This is a genomic window from Paenibacillus sp. GCM10027626 (assembly GCF_042676285.1).
Lineage (GTDB): Bacteria > Bacillota > Bacilli > Paenibacillales > Paenibacillaceae > Paenibacillus_Z.
In genome coordinates this window covers 463,078-488,809 of record NZ_JBHTHC010000002.1, presented here as the reverse complement: position 1 = coordinate 488,809, position 25,732 = coordinate 463,078, and the positions used below count along the sequence as shown (strand labels likewise).

Sequence of the window (25,732 nt, the reverse complement as noted above, 5' to 3'; positions counted from 1 at the left end):
GCTTTCATGGGCTATTTCACACCCGAGTGAACCATCGTAGCCAGCACTTTCTTCTGGAACAGGAGGAATGTGATCAGGTTCGGCAAAAAGACGAGCAGACCGGCGGCTGCGGCCATATTCTGACCGGCAACGCTGTTCTGCAGCCCGCTCACAAGACTGCTCACATAAAAGGCTAGCGTCCGCATCGTCTCGTCCTGCATATACAGCGATGACGTTTCGATATCGCTCCATACGCCCTGGAACGTAAAGATCGAGATCGTCGCCACGGCCGGCGCGGATAATGGCAAAATGAGGCCCGTGAAGATGCGGCTCTCGGAAGCGCCGTCCAGTTTGATCGCTTCGATCAGCTCGTTCGGAATTTGCGTAATGAATCCGATCAGCAGAAAGACAGCGACCGGCGAAGCTAGATACGGTAAAATATGCCCAAAATAAGTGTTATTGACATGGAGCCCACTAATGATCAAGTAACGCGGAATTTGCACCGTCTCCGGGGCAAACATCAACGAAACGGTAATCAGCGAAATCGTCAGCGTCTTGAAAGGGAAGCTTTTTTTGGCGAGCACATAAGCTGCCATCGTACTGACGAGTATAACTAACGCAAGCGTAATGCCGGTAACAAGCACGCTATTGAACAGATAGCGCGTAAACGGAACGACATCGCTGCCCGTGTGCAGAAACAGCAGTTCGAAGCTGCGCGTCGTCGGGTGCTTGACAAAAAAGGTTGGCGGGAACAAATACAGCTCGCTCTGCGGCTTGAACGCATGATTGACGATGAACGCGATCGGCAGCAGCATAAATAACGCCAGTGCAGTCAGTCCCAGCACAAGTATGACATCGAACGTTTTGATTTTGCGTATCCTTCTCCATACAGCCATCATTCTCCCTCCTTCGGCGCGAACAGCCGGTAAGCGAATCGCATGACCAGATAGGAAATGATGAGCAGCACGACAGATACGGCCGAGGCGTATCCCATCTGAAAGCGGATAAAGGCATAGTCGTCGATATGGTTGATCATCAAATGTCCGGCATACTGCGGCGTAACGGCCGACCCGGTCAACTGAACGGAAATGCCGCCCGACTTGAGCGTCGTTACGATCGACATGACTGCGCTGAACAGCATTTGCGGTTTCATGGACGGAATGGTAATATAAAAGACTTCCTGCAGCCGATTTTTGATCCCGTCAATCCGACCCGCTTCGTACAACTCCGAATTTACGTTCTGGAAGCCGGCCAGCATGGCCAAAAAGCCGACGCTGAAGCTGATCCATAGCGAAACAAGAATCATTATGTTCAGCAGGTAGCCCGTATCCTGCAGCCAAGCCTGAGGCTGGTCGATCCAACCCATTTGCAGCAGGAAATGGTTCAAATAACCGACCCGGTCGCCGCTGAAGGCGGCGATCCAGACGACGGAAAGCGCTACGCCGCCGGCCATTGAAGGCGCATAAAAGGCAAGCGTGTAATAATCGCGCATACGCTTCGGAAGCTGGTGGATGAGCCAAGCGAACAAAAACGCCAGCATATAGCCTCCCGGGCCGACGATCAGCGCAAATTTGAACGTGTGCGGCAGCGCGTACCGCAGGAAAACAAGGTCTTGAGTAAGGAGCGCCAAATAATTCTGAAAGCCGGCGAATTTCGGAAACGTGAATCCGTCAAACGATGTAAAGCTTAAAAATGCGGCCATAAATATCGGAATAACGATGAAGAGCAGGAACATGACCATGAACGGCGCGAGAAACAAGTAGGTCGTTCTCGCTTCCCAAATGTCCTGTACAAATTGCCGCAGCCTCTTCACGAAAAGCGGCGCGCCCGCCGTTCGAGCAGTTTTGATGGGAAGTTGTGTTTGACCTGTCATTTTAGATTCCTCCCCCAGTCCATAGGCCGGTCCACTTCCGGCACCTGCAGGTTGTCGCTGCGCTTAATGCCAAAATCCTCCTGCCTGCGATTCATTTCGCGTTGCAAAGCAACCTCAGCCTGCTCAAGCGATTCTTTCGCCGGTTTCCCTTCAAGCACGGTCCGGTTCCAAGCGAAGTCCATTTCCCTGCCTAGCATGTAATACCCCGGCACGTACGGCATGTTTTTCACCCAGCGCGCCTGCTCCTTGATCGTCTTCAAATCCTCTGTCGGCCAGGAAAGCGAGGACATCGCCTTTAAATTGGCCGTATTCCACCGGTATTCCAGCCCGTAGAACGACTCCATGTCGCTCGCATAGCGGGCTTGCACATCGGCCGACGTCCACCATTTCAGAAACTCCCATGCTTTTTCCTGCTTGTCGCTCTTCTTCATGATCATCGCACCGGACACGCCCTGCGCCGCCCAGCGGGCGACTTGTTCGTCAGCCTGGCGCGTTCCGGGTATGGGAACCATTTTCCAATGTCCCGTTATTTCCGGCGCCGCCACCTGTAATTGGATATAGGTATTGAAATCGGCGATGCCGACCGGAATGTCGCCATTGCGAAAATGATTGAAGAACGCCGGCGCCTCAAGCGGCAAATCATACTTGGTATACAAATCCGTCCATTGCTGGAATGCCTTCAGCGCGTCAGCGCTGCCAAGGTTGGTAACCAGACCGTTGGCGGAATAAAACTCGGCGCCATTCTGATAAAAAAACGGCAGAAAATCTTTAGGCGGAATATACATCGTCATTCCGTGCTCCTGAAGGGTCGGCAGCATCTCATAAACGTCGTCCCATGTATCGGGCGCCTTCAGCCCCAATTGCTCGAAAATATCGGTTCGATAATAGAGCGCAAGGAAATTCTGTACTTCAGGCAATGCGTAGCTCCCCCCGTTAAAGGCGAAAGATCTCATTACACCGGGGTTGAATCGTCCGGCTACCTCGTTAAAATCCGGAAAAACCGACAAATCCGTTATGGCATCCCGCATTGCATAATCGACAGGCATTTCTGTACCCGTCCCCAGAACAACGTCCGGCCGATCCCCGGCGGCATTGCCCAGGATGAGCTGATTCGGATTCGGCATCAGATTTACGTTAACCCGAATGCCTGTTTGAGGCGTAAAATCGGAATCGATCATCTGGCGAAGCTCTTCGGCATAATCTCTTCCGCGCTGCACCCAAACTGTAATCGCTTCCTGCCTGTTCAGCTTCCTCGTGTCATAATCCAAATAAAACGTGCGGGCAAAATTCAAGAGCGCGTACGGCAGCCGGCTAAGCGCTGTCGGCGCCTTCAGTCCGGTCTGAGCATCCGGCGTTCGCACGACGATATAATCAAGCAGCAACGGCTGGTTGTTCAGCTCCGAAAACCATGTACCAATACGGCTTTGGATCGTGGCGAAATCGGCAACCCGGTTTGGAATATCATTCACATCGCGAGCCATTCTCGTCAACATGTCGACGGCTACGTCGATGGCGTCGGTCATGTCGGTTTTGCTTTGGTTGATGCCATCCACATATGCGGCGATCTGGCGCAGCCGTTCAACCAGCTTCTGCAGCTTTTGCCCGAGTTCGGGATCGTATTTGGACAAATCCCATGTCCGCAGCGAATCGGATCCCAGGGCAGTGGCAGCCGTCCCGCTTCCGTAATTGCCTGTCATCATCCGGATCGATTGATCCAGTTTGCCAAGTTCAGCCAGCACGTCTTGCAGCGCCAGCAGCGGCGGCTGCAGCGGCGAGGCATCGGCGATCATCCGGAGCGTGTGCTTGCCTTTGGTCAAATAAAATCGGTACGGCGCTCCCTGTTCATCCTTGAGCGAATCGATTTCGAAATTTTCGTTCGCTCTGATGGAGTAATGCAGCATTTCCCGGAATGGCACACGACCGTCGATCATAAATGTACGGAACGCCTTGAACTTTCCGCGATACCCTTGATAAAACTTCAGGTCAATGACATACCACCCGTCTGCGGGCACGTCCGCCGTCCACTCCACCCATTCTCCCGGATTTCGCCAGCGGTCGCCGCCAAGCGTGTTGTAGACGATCCGCCCTTCGGGATCGGGAGAAATATACGGCTCGGACACGGAAGCTGTTTGAATAGCCGTGCTCGATTTTTGCTTGTATTGTTCGGCTTCGATGATCTGATACCATGTTTTCGTCTCGCGGCCGGAACCATGATCGGAGTCAGGATCGGGATCGGCATGACTTTCGCGGTACTTCCCGTAGTCGGGGATGTCAAGCTGCGGTACCCAGCGCAGCTTGCGAATCGCCACAGGCTCCGCCAAGGCTATGATCCGGATCGTGTGACTTCCTTCCGTCAGCAAGAACGCAAAAGGCATTGATGACGATGCATAATTGGCTGCAGTCGCTGTTTTCCAGCCAGGGATCTCCGTCTGAACCGGACGCATCTCTTGACCGATCTCGTTGCGATCGTATGGAAACTTCGCATCTTTCCAATACCGTTCGAGTACAATCCTCTCAGCTTCGATGAACGGCGTATGTCCATCGATTTGCAGTCCGCGGATGATATTGGCATAGCTGCCCTTTAGCGGCAAATATTCAAACTCAAGCTGGTACGCCCCCGTTTTCGGCACATCCACCGTCCATTCCACCCAGCCTTCGGTATTGTTCCAAAACAATGCGCGTTGTCCATCCTCATCCTTTTTCACCACGATGTCCGCATCAGCTGAAACGGCGGAATAATCTGCTGCTGCCATTTCAACGGCCTGCAGCTTGTAAATTTCGCGGCCCATATCACCAGCCGTCAGCATGGCATAGGGAAGGAGCGACGTTGCCGGCTTGAAATCCAATAATCCGGACGTATCACTCACAGGTGCGAACGTTTGCCGATCCTCTCTGCCTAACATCCAAATTGCACCAAGAAGAAGGAGGGCAATAATGAAAGCCGGGATGAGCCTGTTCCGCAACTTCACTTTCATCGTCCCACATCTCCCGGAGCACGCAGCGACATCCCGGTGTGCTGATCAAAAAAATGCGCCTTCCTCATGTTAAGCCGAACCCTGACGCGGTCGCCGTTCCGAAACGTCGAATGCGCTTCCGTACGGGCGATGATGGAAAACTCGCCGATTTTCAAATAAACATATGTATCTGCCCCCATTAGCTCCATCATGTCGATGGCGCCGGAAACCGTCCGCTCGTCGTTTTCGTTCTCGATCCCCTCAGACGGTTCGAGAACGACGTGTTCGGATCTGATCCCCATTACAATTTGCCTGAGATTGGCGCCATTTGTATGGATATGCGGCTCATACACTGCCGGAATCGGCAGCATGAACCGCTTGTTAGTAAAATAATAAACGCCATCCCTCCGCTCGATACCGCCTTCTATCATATTCATCTGCGGCGAGCCGATAAACCCGGCGACAAACAGGTTGACAGGATCGTCATAAAGCTCGTACGGGGGCGCCACCTGTTGAATGATGCCATTTTTCATCACGACGATGCGCGTCCCCATCGTCATCGCCTCGACCTGATCATGGGTCACATAAACAGTCGTCGTTTTAATTGTGCCGTGTAGCTTTATGATCTCCGCCCGCATTTGTGCGCGCAGCTTCGCATCCAGATTCGACAGCGGTTCATCCATCAGAAACACCTGCGGTTCGCGGACAATTGCCCGGCCAAGCGCCACCCGCTGTTTTTGACCGCCGGACAATTGATTTGGCCTTTTGTCCAGCAAATGGGATATTTCCAGAACCCGAGCCGCCCGGTTAACGCGATGTTCGATGTCATGCTTGGCTGTCTTTCGCAGTTTCAGACCGAGAGCCATATTTTCATAAACCGATAAATTAGGATATAAGGCGTAATTTTGGAAAACCATCGCAATGTCCCGATTTTTGGGCGAGGTGTAGTTGACGAACTTGCCGTCAATATAGAGTTCTCCCTGCGTAATGTCCTCCAGGCCGGCGAGCATGCGCAGCGTCGTTGATTTCCCGCAGCCGGAGGGACCGACCAGCACAAGAAACTCCCCATCTTCAATCCGCAGATCGAAATCATTAACAGAAGGACTCGACTCCCCTTTATATTGCTTATACACATGCTTGAACACAATGCTACCCATGAGACCACCTCTTATTTTCACGATCATCTTCTGATATTGAATGCAGCCATCCCGCTCGAACCGCCCGCATAGTGAACGTTAAAACCGTTGCCGCCTATGTTGCCCCAGAAGTTCCCTTCGGCTCCTGACCCTACATTCGCCTGAGTTCCGCTATCCCTGAAATAAACGCCGTTTACGGTTGCGCTCCCCCCAGCAACTCTTGCTGTATTGTGAGCGAAGGACGCTCCTTGTATGAACGTGGTGCCGCCGGACTGATCAAGCGCGTAATTAAAATCGTCCTTCGTATTCCAGTTATACACGCTTATTATACCGCCGCTGTTGCTCAGTGCGTTCGATCCTCCGCTGCCATCGATGAAGCTGCTGCTGAGGAAGTTGACCATTTTGACTCCATTTGCACTTGTACCTTTCACCTGGATCGCATTTCCGCGATAATCGGAGGCACTGTTGAGAACTGTCGCATTGGCCGTCGACTCGAAAGTAAAGGCGTTTTTGGAATTGAATACGAACGTGTTGAGCATGTGCTCATTCTGCGCCCCACCGGTCACCGTGTAAGCGTTCAAATTGGCGCTGACGTAGCTTCCCGCCACCGGGAACATCATAGATCCTTCCTCCAGATTGCCCGGCAATCCGTAAGCCCTTCCCCAGTACGTAATATTAAACAGGCAGTTCTCGACCCATCCTTCCGTGCTGTTGCCTACACGGATTCCTTCTTTTAGCACGGTGCCGCCGATATGGTTAATGTAGTGATTGTCCGTGGCGTTTGTGGCGAAATCGATCCCCTTGTACGCATTGACGAAGCTGACGTCCATCGCGTAAATCCCGCTTCCTGCGCCACGAATCGTCCATGGATAAGCAGCGATATTCAACGCGTTGTCTGTCGCCTGTTCCGGGTAATGCACGGACAAGCCCCGCACTCCGGCATTTGCTCCGTTCAACAAAATGAATGGCGGAGCCGTATCGGGATCGGCTGTATTCTTGCCTTCATAAGCGTAAAGAATCGTGCCTGTAGCAGGGCCGTAAACCGCCACCCGGTGAGGCGAGTCATCGCTTCCCCGCAGCTCCACTCCGGCCGGCACGTTCAGATGCCCCGCAATCTTGTAGATCCCCGCCGGTATATAGACTGTGCCGCCACCTGCCGAGCCTGCCGCATCCAAGGCGGACTGAATGGCATTCGTATCGTCTATGGCCGGGTTCACATTGAACGAGTTGCCCGCCGCACCGTAATCCTTGACGTTATATAAACGGCTGCTTGCCGGTTTTGGCCTGTTCGGCTTGTATGGATATGAACCGACATTCGACTTGCCGAGGGTATAGCCGGTATCCTGCCTTTTGACGTCCCCGGCGCTGGCGTTGTCGAGCAGATTGCCCGGCGCGCCGGTAAAATCGTTTCCTAACAATACGGCCGAGGATACGTTGTCCTGCAGCTGCACCCCTTTCTTCGTTGAAGACAGCGAGGGAGTAAACGTCGATCCTTCAACGGCAAGCGTTCCTTTGCTCGCCACGAGCGCGTAAGTGCCGGTCCAATCGTCGAAGGTGCAATTCTGGAAGTTGGCTAAGGCATCGCCCGCGAGTTGAACCGCATTCGACGCTCCTCCGCCAATAACGCTGTTGTTGAATTGAATCGCCGTTGCATTATTGCTGTTAATCCGTACCGCAACCGGATTTGATCCCTGATTGGCTTTAAAGGAGGAGTTGGCGATAACCATTCCCAGCTGCTCGGGAATGTTGTCAATTCGCAGCCCGATATTGCTGTTCTCGACATGGACATCGAATAGATGCCCGTTAAACGATCTCCATGAAGGAATGACGTCAACGCCTACCTTGAAATCCGACAGGTGAATGCTGTTGAAGCTATCCCACTCCAGACCGGAAAGTTCCATCCCCGTAGCGTTAGCCCGCGTCCATGCCGCGATTTGCGCGCTTGAAGGCTTGACGGAGGAAACGGACGCATCCAGGTCCGCCCAATAATTAGGCTTAAACCACACCTTCTCGACCTCGCTTACATCGGCCGAATCGTAAAGGGCAAGCCCCTTCATGAGCGCCGTTCCTTTCACGTTGCGGATCGTATGCATTTCATGCGCTTTTGAGATAACGCCGAAATAACTGTTCAACAACGTCACATTTTGCACCGCCCCGCACATATAGCCGTCTTCCGCGACCGATCTGCCGAGTATTTCGAAGGTAGACGGGTAGGAAACAGGTGCGGCAGCCGATTGCTCCGGATAATAGACCGTAAGCCCGTTGACGCCCGCACTGCCCCAAATCCGGAACAAGCCGGGATCCGATTGTCCGCCGTTTTTGCCGGCATAGGCCATAATAAGCGTGCCATAGCTTCCCGAGCCGCTGTCCGGATCTCTCCAGTCGCCTCGCAAAGTGACATGGTTGCGCACCTGAATGCTGTAATTGATTTTATATTTGCCCGCTGGCATCCATACGACTCCGCCGCCGGCATTATACACATCGTCGATTGCCGCCTGAATGGCCGCAGACGAATCGACCTCCCCGGTGTTATCCGCATTGTAAGGCGCATTGGTCACTGTTACGCCGGCCACGACGACATCCTCTGTCGCGTTGACCGGGGTTACGACTGCCGGCACTACCGTACCTTCGCTGTACGCACTTATCGATATCGTACTGGAGGAGATGCCGGAGCTGTTCATATCGCCGGTTGCATTGTAATCCGACGCCTCTTTGAACACCTTGAATCGCTCAATTCCGTTTATATCAGAAATGACGATGTTGTCGTATAGCGCCCTGTAGCTAAGCGAGTCCGAATCGTTCTCCCCAGCCGCAAACCATTGCGAGGCCGTTTTTCCAACCATCGCAGCGGGAACCTCCAGCTTGCGATGAAACCATTTGGCGAAAGCATTCGCAGAAATGGTTTCCGCCGGGTGCCCTCTGAGCGCGTTCTGATCCCGCCACCCTGTGATATCGCGAAAAAAGGTATTGTCCGTATTGTAAATCTCGATTCCTCCGGAACCGTCAATCGCGTTATACAGCATCACATCGTATTCGACGTAATCACCCGGCACAAACGTGTACGAAGCATTAGAAAACTTTTTGTAGGCATATTTGCTAGGCGTGCCCGTCCCGTTCTTCACTTGAAAGTCCAGAACATCGCCCGCAGGAATTGCAGGCAACACGCTGCCAATATTGACCGTTGTAACAGAAGCCGAGGTTACGCCGGACACAAGTACATCGCCGGAAGCGTTGTAATCCGCTGCGTCGCGGAAGATGACAGACCTGACCGTCCCGTTCCCGTCGGTCACAACAATGTTGTCATACTGCGTCTTGTAACGGATCGAATGGTTGTTGTTTTCACCCACGATGTCCCAATGGGCCGACGTTTGACCGATCATGGAAGGCGGTACCTGAAGCTTGCGATGGAACCATTTGTTGTAGGCATAACCGGATAAATCCCTTTCGGGATGGCCGACAATGCCGTTCTGATCCCGCCACCCGCTCAAATCCCGGAAAGGGGTTCCTGACATCGTGTAAATTTCGATTCCTCCAGCGTCACCTATATTGCTGAACAACTTTACATCGTATTCGATATAGTCCCCCGCCTGAAAAGTATAAGGTTTATTCGAAATCTTGCTGTATACATATTTATTGGCCGTCGAGCCGTCATTGGCAACCGCCAATTCCAGAACCGTCCCGGAAGCGCCAATTTGCTGAAAGTTGTTCTTTCGCATGGTGCCGATTCCGTTCGTCGCTGCAATATTGTCGTATTGCACCTTGTACGGCAGTGAATTCGTATTGCTTGAGACTCTCTCTGACGCCTTCGCCGTAGCGGGCAGTGTCTCGATAACGATAAACATCGATACAATCAGAGCCAAGTTTAATATCCAAAAGACAGTTTTCCTGTTCCCCTTCACCCTCAATCCCCCCTAAGTATCATGATTGTCACGAAACGTTTAAACGGCGATAGATGAATGCATCCGCCAAATTCGCCAAAACCACCTCCCTTACAGTTGGAGACGCTTTCAAGGGGATTGTGAAAAAAAAATTTCGAGCCATCACTAATTGTTCAATAACATTGTCATCCGCATTTTCACTTAATGATTAAATTATATTACCAAAAATAAATTCCTCCCGCTTGATTCCTCATACAAAGAGAAATATCATATACCAATAGACGTGTTAATCAACTTGTATGTTTTCAATATATCTAATATTCATTGTTTTGTAAAGTTCTTTATCAATGAATTTTTCCTTATTTTCTTATTAATTAAATTCCAAGCTATTAAGGCAATTCTTTTCGGAATGTAAAGGTCTTTTTGCGCATTCTACTGTTCTTTAGTATAATAACCTTAATTAATAAACTAAAAGAGGTAATGATTTATGACCGACATAAAACCTATTTACCTGCAGAAGGTTAAACAACAAAATATGGCTCTCATTCTGCAAAAAATTTGGGAGCACGAAACGTTATCGCGAGTCGAACTGGTCGAATTGACAGGATTGACATCGGGAACGATCACCAATCTCACTCAGGAACTCATTCAGCTCAGGCTCATCCGCGAATCGGAAACGTCATCCGGTACCGTCGGCCGCAAACGGATCATGCTTAAGTATCTACAAGACCGCTATTTGATCGTCGGCCTCGATATCGGGCGCACTTCATACGAGGTCGTGTTGACCGATCTCACAGGACGGATTTTAAAATCGGTGGAAGGCAATATTGTGGGAATCCATGATCCCGAAAAAGTGCTTGATCTGATCACCCCTCATCTCGAAACGATGAAAGCCTACGCCGCCGGAAAAGGCAGCCCGATCATCGGGCTCGGAACAAGCATTCCCGGACCAATGGACAAAAAAATCGGAAATCTGCTAAAGCCTCCGAATTTTCCCGGTTGGGAAGGATATCCGATCCAATCCGCGCTGGAAGCGAGGTTTGGTTTGAAAACCTGCATCGAGGATGACGCGCGCGCATCCGCATTGGCGGAACGCTGGTACGGCTTGGGCCGCAAGGTGCAAGATCTGCTATTCGTCACGATGGGAATGGGGATCGGCGGCGGTGTCATAATGAAAGGAGAAATTGTCGTCGGATCGAACGGATTATACGGACAAGTCGGCCATATCACGCTCGTTCCGAACGGGGCGGTTTGCGCCTGCGGAAACGAAGGATGCTGGGAGACGGTAGGTTCAATCCCGGGAATTTTGCGAAGATGGGGCGGGGGCGAAACGATCGACGATTTTTTCCAAGCCGTGAATCAAGGAGACGTCAAAGCAGCGGAATGCCTGAAGGAAACACTTTATTATCTGGAATCCGCGCTCACGACTTTATTCAATACGTACGATCCGGAGGTCATCGTATTAGGGGGAAGACTCTATCCTTATTTGACAATGCATATGGACGAAATTCGCAGCCGGGTAAAAGCGAGAATTTACGCCTTCGCGCAGGATCGCGTGCATATCGAATCCGCTACTTTCGGTGCGTCCCAGAATGCCGTAGGCGCCGCGGCGCTTGTGTTCGGCGAACTACTCGCCAAGCCCCTGCAAATGCTACCCAACTATCTTCCTCAAGAAACGCCATAAACATGATCAAGCCTCCAGCGCCAAATGGCATTGGAGGCTTGAGGGCTTCCGATTAAGATGAGCAAAATGAACAAATCATGGCGACATCCTCCTTCCTCTTCAGATCGATCCCGGAAAATGCTTCTTCGCCGCTTCATATACGGCTTTTAATGGTACGTTATGCGCTTTTGCCGCCACTTCGCAATCTGCATACTCCGGAGCAAACTGTACCACCTTCCCATTGTGCAGGCCAACCTTCACCCGGATCGTCCCCCAGGCGGTCTGCACCTCCTCCCAGCGCCGCTCTAACCGTTTGCATTCCGTCCAAATATAGCGCATGCCCAGCGTTGTCGTTTCCTCAAAAACGATCTGCTCTATGGAAGCCAGCCGCTTCTCGTGCGTCAGCACGTTGAGGAGAAAGCCCGGCCGCCCTTTCTTCATGAGGATCGGAACCCAAAATACATCGTGCGCGCCAGCCATAAGCAATCTTTCACTCACATAGGGGCAAAACTCCGGATTCATATCGTCAATATTCGTTTGCAGAAGGACCATTTCGTTTTCCTTATGTTCCTGTTTATGGTCGTCGAAGAACTCCATCCTTCCCCTCCTGTCCGGCATACGCCGTGCGGATCTCCTGCGGCGATGCCGTGCCTGTTGTACCGATTTTGCGAATAACGACAGACGCCGCAAGATGGGCGAATGCCATCGCTTCCGGACCTGTTCCGCCCGCTCCGAGCGCACACATCATAGCAGCGGCAAAACCGTCTCCGGCGCCTACAATATCGATCGGCGGCTCGGCCGGTTGTGTCGGAACGAATATGCAGCGCTCCCCTTCCGCCCAGATCGCTCCTTCCGAGCCGAGCGTCATGCAGCACACCCCCTGCACGTCGCCAGACATTCGCCGAGCCATCCCGGCCCATTCCATTAGCGTCCAATCCTTCGGATTAGCTTCCGGATAGAACCACTGACTCGCTTCCACCTCGTTCGGTTTGACGATAACACCCTTGTACAATCCGATCTTTTCTCTGCTGTCCACAACGATAATTTTGCCGCGGGCGGCCCATTGCGCCAGTTTGTTGCGAATTTCTTCGCCGATGATGCCGAAAAGCTGCTGATCGGTGACCGCTATGATGTCGCACCGCTCCGCCATTGTATCAAGCCGCTCGGCAAGCGTTACAGCGACCCCATCGGGCAGTTTGCGGAAGTTTTGAAAATCGATGCGCGGATCCTCCTGCCTTACCCGCTGAAGGCCAAGCCGGATCGGCTTGCAATAGGCGGGCGTGATCCAGTCGTCATCCGTCAACAGATAAGACGTATCGATGCCGCGCTCAACAAGCTGCTGCCGCAGCAAACTTCCGCGCCAATCGTTGCCTATAACCGAGCAGACGGCTACCTCGCGGCAGCCGAGCGAAATCAGATTGGCCGCCACATTGCCTGCCGCTCCGGGCGAATACTGTTCCTCCACAACCGGAAGCGTATAATGCGGCGTCTCACGGGACAACACGCTGCATGTCAGATCGGCAACCCAGTATGCATCGAGACAAACGTCGCCGAGGACGCCTGCGCGCAGCGATCCAATCCGGTTCAGCAGTTCCTCGATCCGTTGCCCTGATATCCCTTCAAACCGCTCCGCGGCCGTCAGATTAATGGACGGCAGCTGTACGGATTCCTGTTTTTGATGAGCGAAATCCAGCTTTTGTCGTTCCATTCATTTACCCCCTCTGTTCTCCTTCACGATCCAGCAGCGCAAGCCGGAGCGCCGGTATCGTTTCCTGATGCAGCCCTTCGAAATGAAATCCATCTCCTCCAAGGCTGGTAGGGCGATGAATGATATTTTTGCGCGGGCGGTAGTAATAATCCCAATCCTCATAACCTACTTTGCGATGATAATCGCCAAGCTTTACGATGTCGAAATTGGCAGTTGTGATCCGGTGTACCGCATATCCAAGATTTCGCGCAATCGACAGCGCCTTAAGCAGCACTTCCGGCCCTGTTACGGTAGAGCCGAAATTGGCATATACGCCACCGTCCAAACGGGTAACGGTGCTGGTGTATAGACGAAAATCCCTTCCGCTGGCGCCTCCCTGAACGGCAAAATCGACATCCGGATGCTGCTGGATCGCGTCAGTTCCAAGCGTCACATGTACGGTGCACGGAATCCCTTTGCGGCTGCAGGCATCCAACAGACTGAAGCGGCGGTACGGATACAAGTCCGGGCAGGTCGTCATATGGCTAATCAAACTTTCCCCGTAACCAAGTCCTTTGGCGTATCCATCCCTCAGTGCTGCATGCAGCATATCGCCTGGCTCCCGCCACATGCCGAATCGTCCGCGCTCCAGCGAGTTGCCGTCGCTTTCTTCGGTTTGACCGAATGCGGCCAGCTCCAGATCCTGGAATGCACCTGCTCCGTTAAGCGCCAAATGGGTGATGTAGCCTTTGTCGATCAGCTCGACGATGTCCGGCGATATCCCGGAACCGATGACGTTGCCTCCCAGCGATACAAGGACCTCGCACCCGCGTTCGCGGGCTTCCTGAATCCTCAGCGCCAGCGTCCGGAAATTCGGATCGTCCGATCCCGGCCACCGGCTGTCCGGGACAGCATTCCTTCCTGCCAGACGCGAAACCGTCAGGTCAGCCTTGCGCTCGGCGATTGGGTAAAGCTTCCTCTGATCGCGGGACAATACCTCCTTGCGGGAATAGGGCGGAAACTCGACGTTTCTCGCGCTCTTGAGCTGCAGCACACGGTGAAACAGCCTGGGAATTGTTATCTGATGGAGTCCATGAAACAGATACCCTTTGCCGCCGATCTGCCCCAATCGGTCAATAAAATTGCGCCGCGGCCGGTAATAGAACTCCGACTCCGATTTGGAAGGAGCTTGCGTAGCGTAAACCGGAACGATATCGAAGTTAGCCGCTGTTACATTTTTCATCTCTAACCCTTCATTCCGGCATAGACTAAGCGCCTTCAGGAAAATTTCCGGACCGGAAATCGCCGAACCGAAATTGAGAAATACGCCGCCGTCAGCCATTTCCGCTACGGACTGGCACATCGTCTGGAAGTCTTTGCCGCTCGTACGGCCAAGCGCCTCAAAATCGACGATCGGATGCTGGTGAATGATGTCCGTACCGATGGAAATATGACATGTATACGGCACGCCAGAGCGCTGGCATTGTACAAAGACGCAGTCATCGTAATGAGGAAACCGCTGCGGGCGGTTGTTCAAATACTGGTACAGGCTTTCGCCATAGCCAAGATTTTGCGCGGCACCCTGCTGGATCGCTTCGTTCATATAACGTCCCGTTTCCTCCCACATGCCGAACGAGCCGTCTTCGATAGCGCGAGCTACATCCTCCGATGTCTCGCCGAGAAACGCCAGTTCAAAATCATGAATGCTGGTCGCGCCGTTACCGGAAACATGAGTTGCAATGCCGTTGCGCACCATCTCGATGACATAGCGGGACAAACCATTTTTAATGACATGAGCGCCCATGGACCAGATTACCGGCTTGCCGGCCGCCCTCGTCTCAACGATCAGTTCAGCCAGCTCCTCGAAGGCCTGCCGTTCGGCCGCCGCCTGCGGCCAGTCTGCAGGCTCATCCTCGTAAGGCCGAGCCATGTTGCGGATGGTTACCAGATTCGTTCGAGAATAAACCGAGTTGGTTTTAATCGAGTCGAATGACAATCTTTCGTGAATTCTCATACACCGCGATCCTCCTTAATAGCAATATGGAGCCAAGACGAAAGCTCGCCGCGCGGTTCCAGATGCAATGCCGCTCCTTTTGCCGCCGCTTCCGCCAGCGTCCATTTCGGAGGAACATTAAACGGCTCAAGCCCGATGTTGTACTCGCAACCGAAAAAAGGCGCATTCGGGTCGGCGGCGAAGTTTTGCCAATACCAGACGTACGGCCAGACATTCCGATCCCAGCGTACCTCCAGCGCAACCGGTTTACTGCCATTGCGTAGCCGGTACGCGCCCTCCGGCGTCTCCACGGCCAGCAGAGGCCGCGATGTTCCAGGCTGCGCCATCACCGATAAATCACGGGGCTCCCCGTCGCCCGGAGCGGCGGGCCATTCCCGCTTCTTCCCCGTAGCCGTATCAAGCACGATTGAACCGGGAGCAAATTCCACCTTGGTCCCGATATCGAGAAACGGCGAGCCAAAGGCCAAATGGTGCCCCCAATTGAACTCGATTGGAACAGGCGCTTCATTGCGCACTGTCTCTTCGATCCGCACCAACGCATCGTTGCGGCGTAAAATGAACGTTTTCTCGATGAAGAGCGGCAACGACCTCAGCCGGTTGGTCAAACGCACCCTAAGCTCCTCGTCATCCTCCCGAATCAGCTCGTAGTCCCAGGGAGTAATCGCCGTTTCCCCGCGATGCACGACCGCTCCGCGGTAAACATGCGTTTCACTCACTTCGGGCAGCATCTCCTGCCATCCTCCCAAATAGGACATCTGATAGTCGGGATAGAGCGAATGTGCAGGCAGAAGTCCCGTTCGCGTATGCCAAATGAAATCGGTATCGGACTTTTTGTCCAGCCATCGAACGGGTTCCCCGCCTTTGTCCAGCAGAAGCATCACCTGTAGCAATTCATTCTCAAGCAAAATGCTCCGGTATCCTTTATAAACCAAATCATCCGTTAAGCGGCATCCATAGTTGCGGCAGGTCCGGTATTGTCGAGCCATGGCGTTACAGACCCAATCGCGAGAGCCATTCGCCGGCATTCCGGAAGTCGCCCGCGATCCAGTCCGCTCCGGCATCTCTGAGCCGTCGTTCCTTGACCGGGTTGATGCCCTCTCTGCGTACTTCGTCGCTTGCCAGCCCAAGCGCCAGTCCCCCGGCTTCTTTGCCCAGGCGAATCTCCACCTTGCCGTCCCCAATGACGGCCAGCTCATGACCATGCAAACCTTTGGCCTGGATCAAATCCTGCAGCACTTTCTCTTTGGAGCATTCGGCTTTGCCAACCGGCGCGCCCACGATTTCCTGCATATAAGGTGCGATGCCAAGCACCTCGGCTTCATGCATCACGTCAGGATGATCGGTTCCGCTTGCCACGTACAATTCGACGCCGCGGCGATAAAGCTCGCCAATCAATTCAGCCGATCCTTTGATCAGAAACTGCTCAGCCTGCAATTCCCCGCTCTTTAACCGCTCTATCCTTTCTTTCACCCGCTCCAGCAAGCGCCGATTGTATTCCGCCTTATACGTCCACGGATCCAATACTTCGCCGTTCCATCCCCACTCGCGAACGGTATCGGCCAACCACATCATTTGGTAAATCGTCTGAATTCCGGTCGATTGATCTATATAATCGTCGATCTTTCGTTCCAGGGCAGTCTCCTCTTCGGTTTTCAGCTTCCGACTGCCGGCAATCGATTGTTTCATAAATGGCCTCATGACGTCTTCCCATCCTGCGCGAAGCGTCGATACCGTGCCATCGAAATCGAATAATACGGCTTTTACATTTGTCATGCTCTGTCCCTCACAATTTTCTTAATTATTAAGTTAAATTGGCATAAAAAACGGTTGCTCCCACATTTAATGGTCGGATTTTGCAAAAGTGAACATCTTATTTTCTTATTTATTAAGATATTTACTTATTTTTGTTGCTGACTTATACTTCAAGTAGATTATATAACGAGGGGGGCTAAGAGAACAACTGTTTTTTTAATAATTAATTTAATTTGCTACATTCATTCTATAAGGAGGATTTTGCATGAACGATCCGGCATTATTAACGCTTCCCGAGAAAAATCAATTGCTTGGAACGCTTCTCCGCTCAATGGGCAGTGTCCTGATTGCTTTTTCCGGGGGAGTCGACAGCACATTTCTATTAAAACGAGCCCAGCAGGAATTAGGGGATCGCGCGACGGCCGTGACTGCCGCTTCGGAGACATTTCCGAGCCGGGAATTCGAGGCAGCTGTGAAGCTTGCCGCTGACATGCAGGTGAACCACCTGCTGACAGAAGTTTCGGAGCTGGACAACCGCAGCTTTGTCGCCAATGCTCCCGACCGCTGCTATCATTGCAAAAAAGGGTTGTACACACATTTGAAGCGGCTGGCGGCAGCTCATAGTCTTCCCTATATATTAGATGGTACAAATCTGGACGATCTCGGCGATTACCGTCCGGGGCTAGCCGCCAAGTCAGAAGAAGGCGTACGCAGTCCGCTGGTGGAAGCCGGTATGACAAAGGAGGACATCCGCACATTGTCTAAAGCGCTCGGGCTGCCGACCTGGAACAAACCGTCCTTCGCCTGCCTCTCGTCACGGATTCCTTACGGAACGCCGATCGATCGAGCCAAAATCGACCAGCTCGACCAAGCGGAGCAATTTTTGCTCGATCTCGGCTTCTTCCAGGTGCGGGTCAGACATCACGGGGACATGGCGCGCCTTGAACTTCTTCCCGAGGAGATGCAGAAAGCGGTGGAGCAACACGAAACGATCAGCGCCAGATTGCAAAGCCTCGGCTTCCGTTACATTACACTTGATTTGCAAGGCTATCGAACGGGCAGCATGAACGAGGCGCTCTTGGGGAGGGAAATCGGATGACAGGTTCGCAGCGCGAAGGTGAGCTGGATACGGGCTTTGCCGTGCTAGATACGGCCAGAGAATCGCGTCTTGGATTTCCCGAAGTCATCTATGGAGAAGGGAAGACGGCGGAACAGCTCATACAAATCGCCAGACGGATGAGGGAGAAATCAGATAAGCTGCTGATGACGCGCATCGGCAGCGAAAAAGCCGCCCTTGTCACCGCCGCCGTCCCCGACTTACTGTACCATTCGGAAGCACAGGCAATAACCGGATTCGTCCCTCTGCCTCCCCCATCCCGAGAGGGGTATATAGCCGTCGTATGCGCAGGGACATCCGATCGGCGCGTGGCTGAGGAGGCCGCTGTCACCCTTGAAATTATGGGGAGCCGCGTCGAACGCATTACTGATGTCGGCGTGGCCGGCATCCACCGCCTATTATCCAGGCTGGATGCGCTGCGAAATGCCGATGTCGTGATTGCCATCGCCGGCATGGAGGGTGCATTGCCCAGCGTGCTCGGCGGGCTCATAGCCAGGCCGCTTATTGCCGTTCCGACAAGCGTCGGTTACGGCACCGGCCTAAACGGGCTGATCGCCATGGGCGCGATGTTGAACGGCTGTGCGCCCGGCGTGACCGTCGTCAACATCGATAACGGCTTTGGCGCTGCCTATGCTGCAGCCAACATTCACAAATCCATCCGAAGGGAGCAATAAGAAATGAAAATCGTTTATTTGGACTGCATCTCCGGCATCAGCGGCGATATGGCGCTTGCCGCGCTTGTCGATGCGGGTGCCGACAAAGCTTTTATCGAGCGGGAACTGGCAAAACTGCCGTTAACTCCTTATTCGATCGAATGGAAAACTGTAAATAAAAACGGCATATCGTCGTTGAAGGCCGACGTCATTCCCGATCCCGCCTTTCCTCCTGTCCATCATACCCATTACAGCGAAATTGTGCGAATGATTCAGGAAGCAGGGCTTCCAGAACGTACCGTTGAAAGAAGCCTGGCCATTTTCGAAAAAATCGGAATCGCCGAAGCAAAAATTCACGGTATTCCGCTGGATCGGGTTCACTTCCATGAAGTCGGCGCTGTGGACTCAATCGTCGATGCCGTCGGCGTGGCGCTCGCCCTTGAATCGCTTCAGGCCGATGTCATCTGCTCTTCGGCCGTTCCGCTCGGCTGCGGAACCGTCGTCTGCGCGCACGGCACTTATCCCGTGCCGGCTCCGGCCACTCTGGAAATGATGAAAGGCGTGCCAACCGCTTACGTACCAATCGCCAAGGAATTGACTACGCCGACAGGAGCCGGCATTATCAGTGCCCTAGTGGACAAATTTGAGACGGCCATCCCCTCGATGACGATAGCATCGGTCGGTTATGGAGCGGGAACTCGGGATTTGCGGGAACGCCCCAACGTGCTCCGTGTTGTATTCGGACAAATTGACGATAGCTTCTTGACATCCGGCATGTCTGAAGAACAGCACGAAAGTCACCATCACCACCATGGACACCATCACGAGCATCACCATCATGATCATCGTCACGGCCACGGACACGAGCATCACAAGCACGAGCATGATGAACATGCCCACAATTAGTCCAGTTCACCAAAACTAACTTCCCATAAATAGGTGTTAACTACTGGGGAAAAGCCCCTTTCTCCAGGCTATCGTCAAAAGGCTGAATCAGGGCTTGGGCTAGCCCCTTGTTTTCGGCCTTTTTGCTTCATATTTCTTCAGCGCCCTCCTATCACGCTCTACCATCGATTGGTTACAAATAAACCGATTGCATAGCTCCTTGGCCGATATACCCCCGATTATAAGAAGACTTCTCTCAAGAAGCAACGTCTTGAAATTTTGGATTTGTTCCGCTTTTTTTTTAGAAATTCCGTCCAAAATGAATAGGTCCTTCCGCCCATCCGGCAGGAATATAGTTACGGCCGTCGAAATAAGCAGTCATACTGTTGGAATGGGAATGGAGGCCAACTTATGATCCGATTATGCAATCATCATGACGTCGAGCGTATGTTCCACATCATTAACGACTCCGCTGCCGCTTACAAAAATGTTATTCCAGCAGAGCTTTACCATGTGCCGTATATGAGCTGGGAAGAATTTACCGATGAAATCGCCAATGGTGTAATTTTCTGGGGCTTTGATCAAAATGGCGCGCTGCAGGGGATTATGGGGATACAGGAAAAGGAAGATGTGCTCATCATCCGTCACGCCTATGTCTTGACAGCCCAGCGCGGAAAAGGCGTCGGCAAAGAGCTGCTGCGTCATCTTAAGGAACATGCCTCGAAGCCGATGCTGATCGGAACATGGGCAGGGGCAACCTGGGCGATCGCTTTCTATGAGAAAGAGGGCTTCACGCTCGTCTCCGACCAGGAGAAAGATGATTTGCTGCGAAAATATTGGAACCTGCCTGAGCAGCATATCGAAAATTTTGTCGTGCTGCGTGAGCGGTGACAACGGCGTCTAACCACGGGCAAAGCGGAGCAGAGCGGACCTGAGCGGGACCTGTAAGGACCGAGCGGACCGTGAGAGGCTGCCGATTTACCACAATATGGGTTGTGGTTTGTAGCTCTATTTTACTGGGAATTTATTTTTAATGGCCGACTAAATGGATTTTCTACAGTTCGTTTTTTGTTTTGTTCGTTAGATAGCCGGACTAGATGGAAAACCTACAGTTAGAATGGGAGTTAGAGATGGATAGACTCGATTTGGCCCAAACTAGCTGGATGATTTCCAGTTAGACTGCAAAAATCGTCTGTTCTGGGCGTATCTACCTACATAAAATCCAGTTAGTTTTGGGGTAAAGGAAGTCGAGATCAGCTTTTAAGGTTGAGCTCTATGTACTACTTTTTTTGGATAATCAACAGACGTGCACAACGTACAACATTTGCCTCTATAGCAGCAGAATGCGGGTTCGAATGTTGTATTTTCTGCAACATTTGTACCGCAAACCTTTCGAGCAAATAGCGGATCACAGGTTCGCTTGCCGCTCATGGTTGCCCGCTCAAAGCCGTGTCCGTGAATAGACAGGGCAATGAGAATGCAGCATCTGGCGGCTTGCAGGCCGCCGAATCTTCCCCCAAATCATTAAAAAAGGTCAGGTCCAGAACAATACATTCTGAACCTGACCTTTCATCTTCCGCACGGAAGCACGGATGCGAACAGCGGCTCTAGCTCCTAAACCGCGAAAGTTCCCATCTATCCTTCAATCAGCTCACTCTTTTCGCCGCTGTACAGCAGCTTCAACTTATGCAGCGCCCGTGTGCAGCCAACATAGAGCAGCTTGGCATCGTCTGGTCCGTATTGCCCGGCATCAGCATCGGCAATCAGTACCGCATCAAACTCCAGCCCCTTGGCCAAATAGACCGGCACGACCGTCAAGCCGCCGCTGTAGGCTTCCTGCTTGCTTTGCACTAGCGATGCATGGATGCCGGCAGCTGCCAGCTGTCCTGCAATCTGCTCGCACGATTTTGCCGTACGGCCAAGAATGGCAATCGTCCTGTACAGCCCTTGCGCCTGCCAATTTTGCACCGTCTCGGTTAGCTGCGAGATGCGGCCCTCCTCCGATGAGCAGGCGGTCACTTCCACTTCCTCGCCGCTGCGGAATACCGGTACTGCCGGCTTCACCCCAGCCCCCATGCCGCGCAAAATCCGGTTGGCAAACTCAATAATCTCCATCGTGGAACGATAGCTGCGATCCAGCTCGAAATAACCGCAATCCTCCTCGGCAAACAATGTCTGCAGCTCCGACCAGCTATGAATACCGGCATAGCCGTGAATCCCTTGCTGCAAATCGCCGAGTACCGTCATCGACGGCTGCCGCTGCCGCAAACGCAGTGCCTCCAGCTGAAATGGCGAATAATCCTGCGCTTCGTCGATTACGATATGATCATAAGCGGCCAGCTCCGATCCGTAGAGCCGCAGCTGAATATAGACAAGCGGCGCCAAATCCTCGGGTGCGGCCAGGCCTTGCTTGATCCGCTTTTTCGTCGCCGCGCGCTCCGCTGCCGGCAACAACTCTGCAACGGCCGGATCGTCCATCAGCGCAGCATACAGCTGCACCGCAGTAAAGGAAGGAATTTTTTTGCTGTAGGCTGACAGCCGCGAGCTTGCCTTCGACTTTTCTTTACGATCCGTAAATCCCCTGCTCTTCCATTCCGACTCAAACCAGCGCTTTAACCGGCTTACGAGACGATCGCGCCGCCGCATAACCGGCTCGCCGCTCTCATCGGTCAACAGCCACTCCTGCATCGTCTTCGGCTGCAGCTCCATACCGGCCATCGGTTCGAATGGCTGTACCGGCAGCAAGCGATCCTCCGTTTCACGCAGCTTATTCTCCACCAGTTGCTTGAACTGAAGGCTGCCCTTCAACCGTCCTGGCGCCCTGCTCATCTCATCCTTTGTTCTTGACTGCTCAAACCAATAGGCGAGTGTGTCGGTTGAATCGTCGAGACGAACGCTATTCTGCAGCTGTTCGATAGCCCACTCCGCAAAGGTTGTCTGTGCGATGTCGCCTACTCCCAGCTCAGGCAAGACGCCTGAAATATAGTCGAGAAACATGCGGTTCGGGGCAAAAATGACCATCCGCTCAGCCTTGATTCTTCCGGCATACTCATAGAGCAAGTAGGCCAAACGGTGGAGTGCAACCGTCGTCTTTCCGCTTCCCGCTACCCCTTGAATAAAAACGGCTTTATTTTTTTCCGTCCGAATAATGCGGTCCTGCTCCTGCTGAATCGTCGATACAATATCGCGCAGGCGGTTATCCTTGTTCTCGCCAAGCCGGTACAATAAAAATTCATCCGTAACCGCTTCTCCATCCTGGCCGCGGACATAGCTGTCCACAAGCCGCTCAAGCTTGCTGTCACGCACCATTAAATTTCGTTTCAAATGAACAAGTCCTTCGACCGGCCCGTCCGGCGACTCATAGACAACCGAATCTTCACCGCCGCTGAACGAATAAAACAGACTGGCTACCGGAGCGCGCCAATCAATGACCAGCAGTTCGTTCGTTCTTTCATCCGCAACCCCGGCTTTACCAATGTAAAGCGGCTTCGACTCGCTTTGCACCGTCTCCTGAAAATCGAGGCGGCCAAAGTACGGCTCGCGCTGCGATACCTCCAGCCTTTCCTGACGTTGTACGCGCTGCAGATCCAGCATTTGTTCTGTAAAATCATCCCCCGTGTACCGGGGACCAATCGCACGAAGCTGTGCAGCGATCCGTTCGAGCACCTGCTCGATCCGTTCGGCTTCGTGTTGAAAGGCACTTTGATCGGTCATGTCAGTTACCCTCCACTCCATAGTGATAGGATCAAACAATGTTGAGGCCAGCTAGTCAGATGCCTTTAGCCGCATTCCCATGCGGCTCAATATTGCCGATATCCTTTTGCTTAACGCTTTCGCGCCCGCGCCACTTATGTCACAGCTCCAGCAACGGTGTACTGACGCCAATCAGAACGAAACTATGCTGCAGTCGCACGCTTGCGAACAAACAATATATCATAATGCTGGTAAAACTGCAACGAAATACAGGCATATGCAAATAGCGGGCGTGGAATAATTTTCTATACGAAAAACGAACAGACGCCGCTCCTCACGGCTAAGAAGCCAGGAACGACGCCATAATCGTCTCGATATCAAATGGAGTAACTCCCCGTTGTAATGAAAATACCGTCTCAGCATCCTCAACCCGATCGACAAGCTGACCTCGTGCCAAAGCGTGCAAACGGAATAGTTCAAACAGGGTAGGCTTATTTAATGCTGTCATCGCTTTGCCCATTGCAACAATCCCACTCTGGTTTGCCTCTACATTGTTATAGACATTCGGATAACGCCTTAAAGCAAGATCGCACCAGATGACAGTCCGTTCAACCAAATCCAGAATGATCGGAATCGCAATTTGCGTATCAGCAGACAAATCAATCCGGTCAACAACAGTAGCAGGATCAAAGATCTCCCCCGACTTCGGATGCTGCCGCATCATCCAGCCGGCAAAGCATTCAGGCAAATTACAGTAAGCATGGCCTGTAAATGAATGAAGCGCAGCAACGATATAGCGTCCGCCATACGCCAAAACCGATGGAATGTCGATATCGATAAACTCGCAGGCACCCTTCGGTGCAGAAACAATGTCTCCGCTATGCGCGGCATTGTAGCACGCTGAACGTAAATTGGTATATGAGATATGCTCCATGTACTGCCAGTTATCATCATACAGGATTGCCGACAAATCAATGTCAACTCTGCCGGTTTCTTTTCCGTCTACTTTCCCTTCCTTCCACCACAGGAAAAAACGAATTGTATCCCCTGCTGGCATCGCCAGTCTGCTGCCGCGGACAAGGGTACGCAGCGATTTGCTCGCGGAACGTTGAGAAAAAGGCACCAAAAAGTTTTTTAATTGATCATCTAAATAAACATTACCAAGCGGCGGCAGCTTGGAGAAACGGTCCTGCAGCACTTGCTCGCACAGTTTTACTACAGCCGCGCATGCATCCGGTGCAACAGAAAGCCGCGTATCTTGAAGCGTGAACGCTTTGGCTGCAACCCCCTTCGGAAAAAACACCCGAAGATCTTCTGCATGCTGACGATGCTTGAAATGTGCCATCACCTGCAGCAGAACTGGTGTTGCTACCCGATCGGCTACCGATGCAAAAAAGGAAACGATCCAGGCACTTTCTTCACCTTCCAGACGGAGCACATGATCAAGCCGGCGGGCAAACTCGCCCGGACGCTGCATTAACAACTCTACCGCCTGATCGATATCCCAGTAAAGCAGCGCTTGCTCGATACGCTGGCCAAAGGTTGCATAGGGCCGGTCGTTACGCACAATATCGAAAGCTTCACAAGCTAGCGGGTAACGTTTTTTGTACTCAGCAGGATGCAGGATCTCACCAAGACGTACCCAGCAGTCGCGGTATCGCAGCATATCTTCAATCCGTGAAGGGCAGCCCTCCAGCAGGCCGAGCAGCAAACGGCGTTCAGGACGACTAAACTTGCGGAAGCGCGTATTTGTGGCAAGACTCATATCGCCTTCCGACCAAGCGACCGCTAGACGCAGCACATCTGTCGCAGTGTGGACATACCGTCCGATGTTGATGACACCTGCTTTATTACAACGAAGCAATGCTGCGATAATAAAGCCAAGCTGCTCCTTATGCGGGATAGCATCCGGCAGCAGTTCTTCAAGATGTTCCTCATTCTCAATCACCCATGCCAAATCCTTGCGATCCGTTTCCGAAATGGAGGTATTTGCTTGTATGAGCTGAAGCATCACTTGACGAAAATCCCGCTCATCGCCTAACTCGATAACTTTGAGCTTTACGATATCCTTAAGCGGTGTACGCTTTACTTTCTCATGATTCGGCAATTCCAATGTCCAATAGTGGAAAATCGCCTCCAAGTACAGCTCAGCCTCACTTGCCTCCATCACCTGCTGCGGAAAATTCGGATACATCGGTTTATACTTCACATGTGCGCCAACAAGCTGCCTAAGAGAGTGAACCATTGGTTTATACCATCTCATGAAGGAAACCTCTGACAATGTTCGCAAAGCAGCAAGCAATGCCGGCGAGAAAGTAAATCCTAATGCAGCTATATTTTTCATCGCAGTGGCTAGCATTGCAGCCGGCAGCTCTCTTTGTTCCTGCAAGACGATAACTTTGCCGTTCCTGCGCATATAAATTTCATTTCGTGTCATCTAAAATTTCC

General features: G+C 52.5%; 17 protein-coding genes. 5 read left to right on the top strand and 12 right to left on the bottom strand.

Annotation, left to right across the window (positions count from 1 at the left end):
• Positions 1–11: 11 nt before the first annotated feature.
• Genes ACFQ0N_RS06035 through ACFQ0N_RS06015 form a run of 5 tightly spaced genes read right to left on the bottom strand, consistent with a single transcriptional unit; the run spans position 12 to position 9,841 of the window.
• Positions 12–875, bottom strand: coding sequence for a carbohydrate ABC transporter permease (locus ACFQ0N_RS06035; protein WP_379323842.1), 864 nt, complete (start codon positions 873–875; stop codon positions 12–14).
• The gene (locus ACFQ0N_RS06030; RefSeq protein WP_379323840.1) at positions 875–1,852 is read right to left on the bottom strand and encodes a carbohydrate ABC transporter permease; all 978 of its coding nucleotides are present in this window, start codon (positions 1,850–1,852) and stop codon (positions 875–877) included. The genes ACFQ0N_RS06035 and ACFQ0N_RS06030 overlap by 1 nt, the downstream gene beginning before the upstream one ends.
• Positions 1,849–4,827, bottom strand: coding sequence for an extracellular solute-binding protein (locus tag ACFQ0N_RS06025; RefSeq protein WP_379323838.1), 2,979 nt, complete (start codon positions 4,825–4,827; stop codon positions 1,849–1,851). The genes ACFQ0N_RS06030 and ACFQ0N_RS06025 overlap by 4 nt, the downstream gene beginning before the upstream one ends.
• A complete protein-coding gene (locus ACFQ0N_RS06020) occupies positions 4,824–5,963 on the bottom strand; it encodes an ABC transporter ATP-binding protein (RefSeq protein WP_379323835.1) in 1,140 nt (379 codons plus the stop codon). The genes ACFQ0N_RS06025 and ACFQ0N_RS06020 overlap by 4 nt, the downstream gene beginning before the upstream one ends.
• A gap of 23 nt (positions 5,964–5,986) precedes the next feature.
• Complete coding sequence (locus tag ACFQ0N_RS06015) at positions 5,987–9,841, bottom strand: glycosyl hydrolase family 28-related protein (protein WP_379323833.1); 3,855 nt, start codon at positions 9,839–9,841, stop codon at positions 5,987–5,989.
• A 466-nt stretch (positions 9,842–10,307) separates the two neighbouring features.
• Between ACFQ0N_RS06015 and ACFQ0N_RS06010 the strand changes: the two genes are divergently transcribed.
• On the top strand, positions 10,308–11,504 hold the full coding sequence (locus tag ACFQ0N_RS06010) for an ROK family transcriptional regulator (protein WP_379323831.1): 1,197 nt from the start codon (positions 10,308–10,310) through the stop codon (positions 11,502–11,504).
• A 99-nt stretch (positions 11,505–11,603) separates the two neighbouring features.
• Here the strand turns inward: ACFQ0N_RS06010 and larC2 are convergent, their stop codons facing one another.
• From larC2 to ACFQ0N_RS05985, 5 genes are read right to left on the bottom strand one after another with little or no spacing between them, the layout of a single operon-like run.
• A complete protein-coding gene (gene larC2 / locus ACFQ0N_RS06005) occupies positions 11,604–12,080 on the bottom strand; it encodes a nickel pincer cofactor biosynthesis protein LarC2 (protein ID WP_379323829.1) in 477 nt (158 codons plus the stop codon).
• Positions 12,058–13,191: a bifunctional heptose 7-phosphate kinase/heptose 1-phosphate adenyltransferase gene (locus ACFQ0N_RS06000; RefSeq protein ID WP_379323827.1), complete on the bottom strand. Its 1,134-nt coding sequence runs from the start codon at positions 13,189–13,191 to the stop codon at positions 12,058–12,060. The genes larC2 and ACFQ0N_RS06000 overlap by 23 nt, the downstream gene beginning before the upstream one ends.
• Positions 13,192–13,195: 4 nt before the next feature.
• Positions 13,196–15,184 carry a GSU2086 family protein gene (locus tag ACFQ0N_RS05995; RefSeq protein WP_379323825.1) on the bottom strand — a complete coding sequence of 663 codons (1,989 nt, stop codon included), beginning with the start codon at positions 15,182–15,184 and terminating at the stop codon, positions 13,196–13,198.
• A complete protein-coding gene (locus ACFQ0N_RS05990; protein ID WP_379323823.1) occupies positions 15,181–16,170 on the bottom strand; it encodes a DUF4432 family protein in 990 nt (329 codons plus the stop codon). Before ACFQ0N_RS05990 ends, ACFQ0N_RS05995 begins: the two co-directional genes overlap by 4 nt.
• Positions 16,171–16,174: 4 nt before the next feature.
• Positions 16,175–16,957 (bottom strand): HAD family hydrolase, encoded by a 783-nt coding sequence (locus ACFQ0N_RS05985; protein WP_379323821.1) that lies wholly within the window; start codon positions 16,955–16,957, stop codon positions 16,175–16,177.
• Between the two features lie 244 nt (positions 16,958–17,201).
• Between ACFQ0N_RS05985 and larE the strand changes: the two genes are divergently transcribed.
• The 4 genes from larE to ACFQ0N_RS05965 all read left to right on the top strand — a co-directional run bounded on the left by larE (position 17,202) and on the right by ACFQ0N_RS05965 (position 20,482).
• The gene (gene larE, locus ACFQ0N_RS05980; protein WP_379323819.1) at positions 17,202–18,035 is read left to right on the top strand and encodes an ATP-dependent sacrificial sulfur transferase LarE; all 834 of its coding nucleotides are present in this window, start codon (positions 17,202–17,204) and stop codon (positions 18,033–18,035) included.
• Positions 18,032–18,727 (top strand): nickel pincer cofactor biosynthesis protein LarB, encoded by a 696-nt coding sequence (gene larB / locus ACFQ0N_RS05975; protein WP_379323817.1) that lies wholly within the window; start codon positions 18,032–18,034, stop codon positions 18,725–18,727. The genes larE and larB overlap by 4 nt, the downstream gene beginning before the upstream one ends.
• A 3-nt stretch (positions 18,728–18,730) precedes the next feature.
• Positions 18,731–19,612 carry a nickel pincer cofactor biosynthesis protein LarC gene (larC, locus tag ACFQ0N_RS05970; RefSeq protein ID WP_379323815.1) on the top strand — a complete coding sequence of 294 codons (882 nt, stop codon included), beginning with the start codon at positions 18,731–18,733 and terminating at the stop codon, positions 19,610–19,612.
• Between the two features lie 390 nt (positions 19,613–20,002).
• On the top strand, positions 20,003–20,482 hold the full coding sequence (locus ACFQ0N_RS05965) for a GNAT family N-acetyltransferase (RefSeq protein ID WP_379323813.1): 480 nt from the start codon (positions 20,003–20,005) through the stop codon (positions 20,480–20,482).
• A gap of 744 nt (positions 20,483–21,226) precedes the next feature.
• On the opposite strand, the gene ACFQ0N_RS05960 is transcribed toward ACFQ0N_RS05965, so the two are convergent.
• Positions 21,227–23,305, bottom strand: coding sequence for a HelD family protein (locus ACFQ0N_RS05960; protein ID WP_379323807.1), 2,079 nt, complete (start codon positions 23,303–23,305; stop codon positions 21,227–21,229).
• Between the two features lie 319 nt (positions 23,306–23,624).
• Positions 23,625–25,721 carry a TerD family protein gene (locus ACFQ0N_RS05955; protein ID WP_379323805.1) on the bottom strand — a complete coding sequence of 699 codons (2,097 nt, stop codon included), beginning with the start codon at positions 25,719–25,721 and terminating at the stop codon, positions 23,625–23,627.
• Positions 25,722–25,732 lie beyond the last annotated feature (11 nt).